Below are 10,870 nucleotides of genomic sequence, written 5' to 3'. Positions count from 1 at the left end.
GGGCGGTGCGCTCGGCGTTCGCGACGGTGCCGTTCTACCGCGAGCGCTGGGCGCTCGACGGCCGGGAGGACCCGGTGGTGGTGCCCGGGCGCACCGGGACGAACGGCGGCGCGGTACCCCTCGCGGAAGCGGTGCACCACCTGGTCGACCTCGTCCCGCTCGCCGGGGGCGCGCCACGGACCGAGCCCGCGCGCGGGCTCGGCCGGGTGCTGCGGACGGCACGTCAGCCACGGCCCGGCGACCTGGTCGTCCTCCTGGGGCCGGACGACCTGCGTCCGCCCGCCGACCTGCTGAAGGGCGTGCGGGGCTGCGTCGCCGACCCGGACGCGCCGGACGCGCCGGGCGCGTCGGTGCTGCGCGAGGTGACCGCGGTGCTCGACCGCGGCCACCGCGTGCTCGCCGTCGGCGACGACAAGGCGATCGCCGCGTTCACCGGCGACTCCCGCGTCGAGGCCGTGCCGCACCGTGAACTCGACTCGCTCGACGCCGGTCCCTACGGCGTGCTGCACGACCCGGTGCTCGGGTACCTCGGCGCGTTCGGCGCCTGCGGGCGCTGGCACCTCGACTGGCCGCACGTCTACGCCCGCGAGACCGCGGGCGGCCTGGCGTTCACGTTGCTGCGCCAGGCGTCCCCGCGGTTCGTCGACGTCATCCCGGCCGGCGGGGTGCGCGGCGAGATCGCGCCCTGCCCGCGGCACGGCAGCCCGGTCGTCCTCGCATGAGGTTCGAGGTCCGCGATCCCCGCGCCGAGCCGGTGCCCGCGGGCTGGGCCGCGTTCGCCGCCGCCGCCCGCGTGCACCCCGTCTGGGACTACGACGTGATGGCGCTCGAAGCCTGGGGCGCCCGCAACCCGCAGCTGCTGGTCGTCGCGCTCGAGGGAAACGAGGTCGTCGCCGCGCTGTCCGTCCTGGTCTGCCGGCCCCGGCTGGCCCCGCGGTTCGCGCCGCCGCCCGGTAAGCGCTTGCTGCGGCCGTTCTGGGCCGAGGTCTACCAACCGTGGCTCAGCGGTCACCCCGGGGTGGTCTTCGCGCCCGGTTTCCGCGACCGGGCCGCGGTGCTGCGCGAGTTCGAGCGGCAGGCCGCCCGGCTGCTCGGCCCCGGGCTGATCGCCGTGGTCTACCGCGCGATCGGCGAGGACCTCGCCGGCGGGCTCGGTGGCCGCGGGCGGCTGGTCAAGCGCGTTGACCCGGTGGCCGTGCTGGAGAACCGGTTCGAGTCCGAAGAGGACTGGATCGCGACGCTGTCGAAGTCCCGCCGCGCCGGGCTGCGGCGCCAGCGCCGGCGGCTGGCGGAGGACACCACCCTGGTGGTGCGCGGCGGCCCCGCCCGCACCGACCTCGACGGAGCCGAGCTGGCCCGGCTGATCCGGCAGCACCGCGACCGGTACGGCCGGATCGCCCTGGACACGCGCACGATGCCGTCGTCGACGTTCCTCGACCGGTTCGTCCGGCGGCCGGACGTGCACACGCTGACCTACACCGGCACCGACGGGCGGCTGCTCGCGGTGCAGACCCTGCTCGACCACCCCGACACCCCGGTCCTGCAGCACTGGGCCGCGCTGCCGCCCACGGCGGGCGGCAAGCGGTGGCTGTACTTCGACTCCTACGTCCGCGCCGTCCGCTTCACCGCACGGCGGCGGGCGAAGGAGCTGTCGGCCGGGCGGGGGATGATCGAGCTCAAGCAGGAGCTGGGGTTCCGGCCGCGGCCGGTGTACACGGCCGCGGTGCCGAGGCCGGTGCTGGGCCGATGAGCGCGCCGACGACGACCGCGGTGTCGCAAGTGGACGTCCACGATCCCCGGACCGATCCGCGGCCGGAGGGGTGGGACGCGTTCCGGGCGCGGTGCCTGCCGCCGGTGTGGGACTACGAGCTGCTCCGGCGGGAGGCCTGGCTGGCGAAGAACCCGCCGGTGCTCGCCGTCGTCCGGGCGGGTGGCCGGATCGTGGGCGCGTTGGCGGTGATGGTGTGCCGGGGCTGGGGAGGACGGGCGTTCGGGCCGGTGACCGGCGGGCGCCTGCGGCCGCGCTGGGCCGAGGTCTACCTCCCGCTGCTGAGCGGCTACCCCGCGTGCGTGTTCGACGAGGCGTTCACCGGCCGGCACGCGGCGATCCGCGAGTTCGAGCGCGCGCTGCGGGCGCACGTCGGCCCCGGCCTGCTCGGCGTCGTCTACCGCGCGATGGACCCGGGGCTGGTGCCCGCGCTCGAGGGGCGCGGGCGGGTGGCGCGCGAGATCGATCCCGCCGCGGTGCTGGTCAACCGCTATTCCACTGTGGACGAATGGGCGGCCTCGCTCGCCCCGGAGGTCCGCCGGTACCTGAACCCGGACGTCGCCACCGAGGCGGGGTTCGGGCGCACCGACCTCGACCCGCACGAACTGGCCGTGCTGCTCAACGCCCACCGGACGCGGCAGGACGAGCGCGCCTGGGCGGGCGGCCAGCGGTCGCGGATCGGCGGGCTGCACCTGGACACCCGCAGCCCGATCGCCCCCGCCTACCTCGACGCGCTCGTCCGGCGACCGGACGTGCTGACCCGCACCTACCGGGACGTAACCGGCAGGCTGCTCGGCTTCAACACCATGATCGACCACGAAACCGGGTGCGCGGTGCACCACTGGGCGGCGCTCCCGAGCGCGGCCGGGGGCCGGAAGGGGCTCTATGTCGACTGTTACGCCCGGTGCGTGGCGCACATGATCGCCGGACGCAGGCCCGAACTGACCGCGGGCCGCGCCATGCTGCCGGAGAAGACGGCGCTGGGCTTCGGCAAGCGCAGCCTGTACTCGGTGGCCGCACCGAGGCCGGTGCTGGGCCGATGACGTTCTCGATCCGGGTGCTCGACCCGCGCACCGATCCCGAGCCCGCCGGCTGGAAGGCGTTCCTCGAAGCCCAGCAGGCCCCGCTGACCTGGGACTACTCGCTGCTGTGCACCGAGTCGCGGCCGTCGCGCAGCCCCTACCTGCTGACCGTGGTCACCGAGGGCGCGGACCTCGTCGCGGCGGTGCTCGCGATGGTCTGCCGGCCCACGTCGTCGTCGGACCCCGGTCCGGTCGGCGGCCTGGCCCGGTGGGGGCCGCGCTGGCTGGAGGTCCAGCACGCCTGGCTGTCGGCCTACCCGGCCTGGCTGTTCGCCGAAGGGCTCGACGCGGCCGCGCGCCGCGAGATCCTGCGCCGGTTCGAACGCGCGGCCTGCCGGCGCACCGGCCCCGGCTGCCTCGGCGTGGTGTACCGCGCGGTCCCCCCGGCCGAGGCCGGGCTGGTGTCCGGGCGCGGCAGGCTGGTTCGCGAGATCAACCCGACCCTGGTGCTGGAGAACACCTTCGGCGACCTCGAAGGCTGGCTCGCGTCGCTGAGCCGCAACCGGCGCTCGAGCCTGCGCGGCCAGATCCGCAAGATCGCCGCCGACCCCGGGCTCGTCGTCCGCGCCGGAACGGCCCGCGACGACCTCGACCCGGCGGAGCTGGCGGCGATGCTGCGGGCCCACCGCGACCTGAAGGGCCCGGTGAAGTTCGACCAGCGCGGCCCGGTCACCGCCGAGTACCTCGGTGAGCTCGTCCGCCGCCCCGACGTCGTCACCACGACCTACCACGACGACCGCGGCCGCCTGCTCGCCTTCACCGACCTGCTCGACCACCCGGTGATGCCGCTGCACCAGCACTGGGCCGCACTGCCGCCGGCGGACGGGCGGCCGAAGCACCTCTACTTCGACGTCGTCGTGCGGGGAGTGCGGCACATGATCGAGCACAACCGGAAGTTCCTGTCGCTGGGCCGCGGGGTCACCGACCTCAAGACCTCGCTGGGGTTCACGCCGAGCCCGGTGCTCGGCGTGGTCGTGCCGAGGCCGGTGACCCGGTGGTGATCGACGTGCTCGACCCGCGCCACGACCCGGAACCGGCCTACTGGACGGCGTTGCGCGAACGCGCCGGCCTGCGGGCCGACTGGAGCTGGGAGGTCCTTTCCACCCAGGCTTGGGCCGCGCGGACCCCGCAGCCGGTGACCGTGCTGCGCGAAGGGACCGAGCCCCGCGGGGTGGTCAGCGCGGCCTGGGTCACCGGCCGCACGCGGCGGCACCGGTTCACCGGGCCAGGCCGCGGCCGGCTCGGCGGCCTCGACGTCCGCGGGCCCGGCGCGGGATCGCAGCCCGGCTGGTGGTTCGCGGACGCGGGTGACGACGGCGGCGTCGGAAAGCTGCTGGAGTGCTACGTCCCGGCGATGCGCGCCGAGCTGGGCCGCGGGCTGGGCGGCCTGCTCGTCCGGCAGGTCGGCGAGTCCGGCGTGCCCGTCGTCGGCGGCCGGTTCCGGCTGGTCCGGCGGACCGAGGACGTCGCGGTGCTCGACGTCGCGCGGTTCGGCTCCCGCGACGACTGGATGAACTCCCTGGCCCGCAAGCGGAAGCAGAACCTGCGCAAGATCTTCCGGACCTTCGAGGCCGACCCGTCGGTCGAGGTGCGGTTCGTCCCGGGGAAGGAGTCCGACCCGGTCGCCGTCGCCGAGGTGCTGCGGCACAACGAGCGCAAGCACCACGACGTCCCGATCGTGCCGCTGCCGCACTTCACCGGCTACCTGACGGCGTTGCTGCGGCAGCCGGACGTGCAGGTGATCGAGTACCGCGACACCGGGACCGGCCGGCTGCTCGCGGTGGCGACCCTGCTCGACCACCCGGACCTGCCGATCGCCCGGCACTGGGGTGCGCTGCCACCGGCGGACGGCGGCCGCCCGAACCTGTACTTCCACTTCTACGGCGAGGCGGTGCGCTGGGCGATCGCGACCGGGCGCGCGTCGGTGGTGTTCGGCAAGAAGATGACGGAGATGAAGGCGACGCTCGGGGCACGGCTCGTCCCGCAGTACGCGGCGGCCGTCCCGGTGCTAGCTTCGCGGCGACCCGTCTAGCAGCAGGAGCCGCCATGCCGATGATCAGCGTTGCCATGTTCCCCGGCCGCACGCCCGCCCAGAAGAGCGCCCTGGTCCGGGAGCTGACCGACGCGTTCATCCGCACCTGCGGCGGCAAGCCGGAGGGGGTCCAGGTGACGCTCGTCGAGATCGGCGCCGACCACTGGGCCACCGGCGGCGTCCTGCATTCCGACCGCTGACGCACGCACTTTCACGTGAAAGTGCGGCCCTGGGGGCGGCACTTTCACGTGAAAGTGCGGGGTGTGTCAGCGCAGGCCGAGGGCCCGCAGCGCGAAGTGGACCTCGATCGACGTCTGCTTGATCGTCTCCGCGATCACCAGCGAGCCGTGGCCCGCGTCGTAGCGGTAGAACTCGTGGTGCAGGTCGCGGCCGCCGAGGCGGTCGAGATAGTTCTCGATCTGGCGGATCGGGCAGCGCGGGTCGTTGTCGCCGGCCAGCACGAGCACCGGCGCCGTCACGACGTCGACGTACGTGAGCGGCGAGCACTCCCGGTACACCGCCGGCACGTCCTCCGGTGAGCCGCCGAACAGCGCGCGGTCGAACGAGCGCAGCTGCTCCATCTCGTCCTCGTACGCGGCGACGTAGTCCGCCACCGGCACCCCGGCGACGCCCGCCGCCCACCGCGTCGGCTGCGTGCCGAGCGCGAGCAGGGACAGGTAGCCGCCCCACGAAGCCCCGTTCACGACGCACTTGGCCGGGTCGCTGAGTCCACTTTGGACGGCCCAGTCGTGCACCGAGGCGACGTCTTCCAGCTCGGTCAGCCCGGGCCGGCCCTCGATGGCGTCGCGCCAGGCCGAGCCGTACCCGGTCGAGCCGCGGTAGTTGACCTCGACCACGGCGAACCCGGCGTCCAGCCAGGTCGCCCGATACGCGGAGAAGCGGTCCTCGTCGGCCGCGTGCGGGCCGCCGTGCAGGGAGAACACCGTGGGCAGCGGGCCCTCCGGCGCGCCCGGCGGCCGCGAGACCAGCGCGTGGATCCGCCCGCCGACGCCTTCGACGAACGCGTCGGTCACCGGCTCCGACCCCGGCGCGCGCTCGCCCGGCGGCTCGAGCAGCACCGAGTCGGCGCCGTCGGTGGTGCGCGCCCGGACCGCGGCCGGCTCGGCGGCGCTGGACCACGAGTACTCGACCGTCCCGTCCGGACGGACGCCCGCGCCGCCGATGCGCCCGGCCGGGGTGTCCACAGAGGACAGTTCGGCCGAGTCGAGGTCGTAGCGGTACAACGAGCTGCGGCCTTCGTGGAAGTGGACGACGAGCAGGGCGCGCGCGTCCGGGTACCAGCCCGCGACGACTTCGCCGGGCAGGTCCAGCTCGATCTCGGTCTCGGTGTCCTCGCGAACGTCCCAGACGAGCAGCTCCTCGCGGCCCCGGCGTTCGTGCAGCACCAGCAGGCGCTGGTCGCCGGGCAGCGGGGAGAACTCGAGGGCGGACAGGCCCTTGCCTTCGCCGTCCCACTTCTCGGCGACGGTCCCGAACCCGTCGGTGGCGAGCACCCGCAGGGCGGGGTGGCGCGAGTCGCCGTGCTCGGAGTGGGAGATCGCGATCAGGCTCTCGTCGCGGGAGAGCGACGCGATGCCGGCGTCGTCGGAATGGCTGTAGAAGCGCTTCGTCTCGCCGCCGATGCGGGCGAACAGCTCACTGCCGTCGTCGGTCGAGACGCCGACCGCGACGAGGTTCACGCCGATCTCGAGGCCGGCCGGGTAGCCGTCGTGGACGTCCGGCACGGCCTTTTCGGGCTCGCTGCCCTCGGTCGCGGCGAAGGGCTCGCGCACCCAGGAGCCGAACTCGTCGCCGTCGGTGTCGTCGAACCACCAGATCCACGCGCCGTCCGGGGACGGCGTCGCGTGCAGGGTGCCGTTCGGCCGGTCGGTGACGCGGCGGTGCTCGCCGGTCGCGCGGTTCCAGGCGTAGACCTCCCAGACGCCGCTGGCGTTCGAGACGTAGATGTTGGCGTCGGGCGCGTCACGGGCCCAGTCGGGGGTGGAGATGCGCGGGGCGTGGAAGCGGGCGCGCCAGCGGTTCTCGGCTTCGGCGTCGTCGAACAGCCGGTCCGGGACCACCGCGGGCGGGTATTGGTTCGCTGACTGCGTGCTCACCCCTCGATCCTGCCACCTTCTGGCCGTACTGTGTGCGGGGTGCTGGAGGGTTACGCGCCGGGCTACGGGCGAGACGCGGTTTCGATGATGTCCGCGCGCACGGCGGCGGAGCGCGCGACGTTCGCCCAGCCGCTGTTCGCACCGGGGATGTGGGTGGTCGACCTCGGCTGCGGCCCGGGCTCGATCACCCTCGGGCTGGCGGCCGAGTCCCGCGTCACCGGGGTCGACCTCGACGCGGGTCAGGTCGAGCTCGCCCGGGCCGCCGCCCGCCGAGCGGGCAGGTCCACAGTGGACTTCGTGGTGGCGTCGGCGTACGACCTGCCGTTCGCGTCCGGCAGTGTGGACGTGGCGTTTTCGCACGCGTTGTTCGAACACCTCGCCCGGCCGCTGGACGCGCTGGCGGAACTGCGCCGGGTGCTTCGCCCCGGCGGCAGACTGGCATTGTCCACATCGGACTGGAGCAAGGCGAGGCTGCGCCCGAAGACGGCGAACGTCGACGCGGCGCTGAGAGGGCACTACCTGCTGCGCCGCCAGGCGGGCGGCAACCCGTTCGCGGGCCGGGTGATCGCCGACCAGTGTGCGGCGGCGGGGTTCACGGACGTGGTGTCGAGAGCCCGCTACCGCTCGGACATGAGCTACCGCGACCTGGCGAAGTACGTGGAGTCGCGGTTGGAGGCGGCGCTCAGGGAGGAGGGGCGCGACCGCGACCAGCTGGCAAGCGCGGCCCGCTCGGCCTGGATGTGGACCCGCGGCGGCGACGGTGATTTCAGCCAGTGCTGGGTCGAGGTGACGGCGACGCGATAGCCGGGACGCGCGCGGGGGTCCGGGGGCGAAGCCGCCCGGCGGGGTTTGGGGTTCGACCCCAAAAAACACCGAGAGGGCCAGCATGGTTGGCGTTTTCCGCCAACACACCGGCCCTCTCGGCGCTCTCGTCGGGGTGGCGGGATTCGAACCCACGACCTCCTCGACCCGAACGAGGCACGCTACCAAGCTGCGCCACACCCCGAGGTACTGCTTAACGGGTCGTGGAGAAGTCTAGCGGACGGTGTCGCGGGCTTTTCGGGGGGCCGTCTTACGCGACTTCGGCGACCCCGAGCCGCGCGGGACCAGGGTCAACAAGCTGGCCTCGGGCGGGCACGCGAACCGCGCCGGCGCCCACGGCGACGTCCCCAGGCCGGCCGAAACGTGCAGCCACATGTGCGCTCCCCACCGCGAGGCGCCCCGTGCGCGGCTGCGATCCAGCTCACAGTTCGTGACCAGGGCGCCGTACCCCGGGAGCCGGAGCTGGCCGCCGTGCGTGTGGCCCGCCAGGACCAGGTCGTAACCGTCCGTGGCGAACGTGTCGAGGACCCGCGGCTCCGGTGAGTGCGTCACTCCGAGGCGGACCGCCGCGCCGCTGTCGGCCGGGCCCGCGATGTCGGGGTAGCGATCGCGCCGCAGGTGGGGGTCGTCGACGCCGGCCGCGAACACCGCCTGGCCGCCGACGTCGATCGTGCGGCGGACGTGCGTCAGGTCCGTCCAGCCGTGCTCGACGAACGCCGCGCGCAGGTCACGCCACGGCAGCTGGACGCCGTGGATGCGCTTCTTCTTGCCCTTCGGCATCAGGTACCGGGCCGGGTTCTTGGGCTTGGGCGCGTAGTAGTCGTTGCTGCCGAAGACGAACAGGCCGGGCCGGTCGAGCAGCGGCCCCAGCGCGCGCAGCACGGACGGGACCGCCGTCCGGTGCGACAGGTTGTCGCCGGTGTTGACGACGAGGTCCGGGTTCAGTTCGTCGAGCGCGGCGACCCAGCGCTGCTTGCTGCGGTGGCCCGGCAGCATGTGCAGGTCCGAGACGTGCAGGATCGTGAAGGGCCGCGACCCCGGCGCGAGCACCGGGAGCTCGGCGGTGCGCAGGGTCCAGTGGCGCCGTTCGATGCCGACGGCGTAACCGAGGGTCGCGACACCGAGCGCCACCGTCCCCGCGGCGAGGCGCTTCGCGGTCGCCCCCGACGTGCTTGTGTTACTGAGCGTGCTCACGAAGTCCAGGATACGTGCTCAACGGTTGGGTGAACTCGCCGCCGTTCCGGGGAACCTGCCGCTTAGCATTTGCGTCGGCCCGGAGAAGGGTGTTCAAGCCGGGGGGCTTGGGGAGAACGATGGAGCAGTTCGGGCCGTACCGGATCGAGGGCCTGCTCGGCCGTGGCGGCATGGGCGAGGTCCACCGCGCTTACGACACCGCGCACGACCGCGTCGTCGCGCTGAAGCTGTTGTCCGATCCGTTCATCGCGGACGAGGCCTTCCGCGCGCGGTTCCGCCGCGAGTCGCAGATCGTCGCGCGGCTGCGCGAACCGCACGTGATCCCGATCCACGCCTACGGCGAGATCGACGGCCGCCTGTACCTCGACATGCGGCTCGTCGAAGGCAAGGACCTGAAGGAACTCCTGGCGGACGGGCCGCTCGAGCCGGCCAGGGCGGCCGGGATCGTCGAGCAGGTCGCGGGCGCGCTCGACGCCGCCCACGAGGACGGCCTGGTGCACCGGGACGTCAAGCCGTCCAACGTGCTGGTGACGAGCGCGGACTTCGTGTACCTCGTGGACTTCGGCATCGCGCGGTCGATGACCGCCGAAGGGACGTCGATCACGGGCACCGGCAACGTGATCGGCACGCTCGACTACATGGCGCCCGAACGCTTCGGGGACGCGCCGATCACCGGGCTCGTCGACGTCTACGCGCTCGCGTGCGTGTTCTTCGAGTGCCTCACCGGGCGGCGCCCGTTCCCGGCGGAGGGCGCGGCCGCGCAGATGGGCGCGCACCTGACCGCGGCACCGCCGGTGCCGTCGCAGGAACGGCCGGGACTGCCGCCGGCGCTGGACGCGGTGGTGGCGCGCGGGATGGCGAAGAACCCCGCCGACCGCTACCCGACGGCGAAGGCGTTCGCCGACGCCGTCCGGAGCGCCCTCGCCGTGCCGGCACCGCCGATGCCGACGTGGCAGCACACCACGCCGGCCCCGGCGCCGCTGACCCCGCCGCGCCCGATGCCGATGCCGACCGCGCCTTACGGCGGCCCGCCGACGGGGACGTACGCGGGTCCGCCGACCGGGACGTACGCGGGTCCGCCGACCGGGCCGCGCGGCGTCCCGGCCCCGGTCCGGCCGCAGCCCGGCCGCCCGCCGAAGTCCCAGCGGAACCGGTGGATCGCGCTGTGCGCCGCGCTGGCCGGGGTCGTCGTGGTCGCGTTGGTGATCACGTACGTGGTGGCCAGGGACAAGGCGGTGCAGACGGGCGGCCCCGGACCGACGCCGCCGGTGACGGTCACCAGCTCCCCGCCGCCGTCGCCCGTGACGACTTCGGGAACCACGACCCCACCGTCCACTTCGGAATCGAAACCGGCCGCCGACGAGAAGCTGTTCGCCGCGCTTCCCGCGGTCTACCGGCAGTACACGTGCGTGCCCGCGAAGGCGCCGCCCGGAACGGCCGCGGCGGCCGAGTGCACGGACTCCAACGTCGGCGACGTCAAGATCGGCAACGTGGTGTTCCAGCAGCCGACCGGGGCGAGGTTCCTGCGCTTCGCGGACGCGGCGGCGATGGACGCGTTCTTCCAGGACGTCGTGAAGACCCAGGGGCTCACCCGCAACGACGCCCAGGGCGCGTGCCGGCCGGACAAGTACCCGAAGATCTGGGGGACGTACTACCGCGCGGAGGTCCCGAACCCGGTCCCGGGCGAGTACCTGACGTGCTTCCTCGGCGACCCGGCCCAGCTGGTCTGGACGGAGAAGAAGAACCTGGTGGCCGGGATCCTCCTGTCCACCAAGGTCACGGACAACGACGAGCTCGACAAGCTCTACCAGTGGTGGAACACCGAGATCCTGTCGGAGATGCCGCAGAGCTGAAG

Annotated in this window: 10 protein-coding genes and 1 tRNA gene; 8 read left to right on the top strand and 3 right to left on the bottom strand. The window is 73.7% G+C overall.

The annotated features are described in order from the left end of the window. Positions 1 to 5 precede the first annotated feature (5 nt). The 6 genes from ACWEVP_RS26315 to ACWEVP_RS26290 are packed head-to-tail and all read left to right on the top strand — an operon-like array spanning position 6 to position 5,082. Positions 6 to 722, top strand: coding sequence for a hypothetical protein (locus ACWEVP_RS26315; protein WP_452065200.1), 717 nt, complete (start codon positions 6 to 8; stop codon positions 720 to 722). After that, positions 719 to 1,750 (top strand): GNAT family N-acetyltransferase, encoded by a 1,032-nt coding sequence (locus ACWEVP_RS26310; RefSeq protein WP_452065199.1) that lies wholly within the window; start codon positions 719 to 721, stop codon positions 1,748 to 1,750. Before ACWEVP_RS26315 ends, ACWEVP_RS26310 begins: the two co-directional genes overlap by 4 nt. Next, positions 1,747 to 2,811, top strand: coding sequence for a hypothetical protein (locus tag ACWEVP_RS26305; protein WP_452065198.1), 1,065 nt, complete (start codon positions 1,747 to 1,749; stop codon positions 2,809 to 2,811). Before ACWEVP_RS26310 ends, ACWEVP_RS26305 begins: the two co-directional genes overlap by 4 nt. Beyond that, on the top strand, positions 2,808 to 3,851 hold the full coding sequence (locus ACWEVP_RS26300; protein ID WP_452065197.1) for a GNAT family N-acetyltransferase: 1,044 nt from the start codon (positions 2,808 to 2,810) through the stop codon (positions 3,849 to 3,851). Before ACWEVP_RS26305 ends, ACWEVP_RS26300 begins: the two co-directional genes overlap by 4 nt. Continuing rightward, on the top strand, positions 3,845 to 4,882 hold the full coding sequence (locus ACWEVP_RS26295) for a GNAT family N-acetyltransferase (RefSeq protein WP_452065196.1): 1,038 nt from the start codon (positions 3,845 to 3,847) through the stop codon (positions 4,880 to 4,882). The genes ACWEVP_RS26300 and ACWEVP_RS26295 overlap by 7 nt, the downstream gene beginning before the upstream one ends. 14 nt (positions 4,883 to 4,896) lie before the next feature. Then, positions 4,897 to 5,082, top strand: coding sequence for a tautomerase family protein (locus tag ACWEVP_RS26290; protein WP_086679218.1), 186 nt, complete (start codon positions 4,897 to 4,899; stop codon positions 5,080 to 5,082). A 66-nt stretch (positions 5,083 to 5,148) separates the two neighbouring features. Here ACWEVP_RS26290 and ACWEVP_RS26285 read toward each other — a convergent pair whose 3' ends face one another. Then, complete coding sequence (locus ACWEVP_RS26285; RefSeq protein WP_452065195.1) at positions 5,149 to 6,999, bottom strand: prolyl oligopeptidase family serine peptidase; 1,851 nt, start codon at positions 6,997 to 6,999, stop codon at positions 5,149 to 5,151. A 39-nt stretch (positions 7,000 to 7,038) separates the two neighbouring features. Here ACWEVP_RS26285 and ACWEVP_RS26280 point away from each other — a divergent pair, with 39 nt between their 5' ends. Next, a complete protein-coding gene (locus ACWEVP_RS26280) occupies positions 7,039 to 7,803 on the top strand; it encodes a methyltransferase domain-containing protein (RefSeq protein ID WP_452065194.1) in 765 nt (254 codons plus the stop codon). 128 nt (positions 7,804 to 7,931) lie between these two features. Here the strand turns inward: ACWEVP_RS26280 and ACWEVP_RS26275 are convergent. Together ACWEVP_RS26275 and ACWEVP_RS26270 are read right to left on the bottom strand one after the other, a co-directional pair. Next, a tRNA-Pro gene (locus ACWEVP_RS26275) sits at positions 7,932 to 8,005 on the bottom strand. Between the two features lie 29 nt (positions 8,006 to 8,034). Then, positions 8,035 to 9,015 (bottom strand): metallophosphoesterase, encoded by a 981-nt coding sequence (locus ACWEVP_RS26270; RefSeq protein WP_452065193.1) that lies wholly within the window; start codon positions 9,013 to 9,015, stop codon positions 8,035 to 8,037. A 119-nt stretch (positions 9,016 to 9,134) separates the two neighbouring features. On the opposite strand from ACWEVP_RS26270, the gene ACWEVP_RS26265 reads away from it, so the two are divergent. After that, positions 9,135 to 10,868, top strand: coding sequence for a protein kinase domain-containing protein (locus tag ACWEVP_RS26265; RefSeq protein WP_452065192.1), 1,734 nt, complete (start codon positions 9,135 to 9,137; stop codon positions 10,866 to 10,868). The last annotated feature ends 2 nt before the right edge of the window (positions 10,869 to 10,870 follow it).

The organism is Amycolatopsis sp. NPDC003865 (assembly GCF_053605345.1).
Note: the sequence above shows the minus strand (reverse complement) of the source record. Positions and strands in the feature narration are given on the sequence as shown.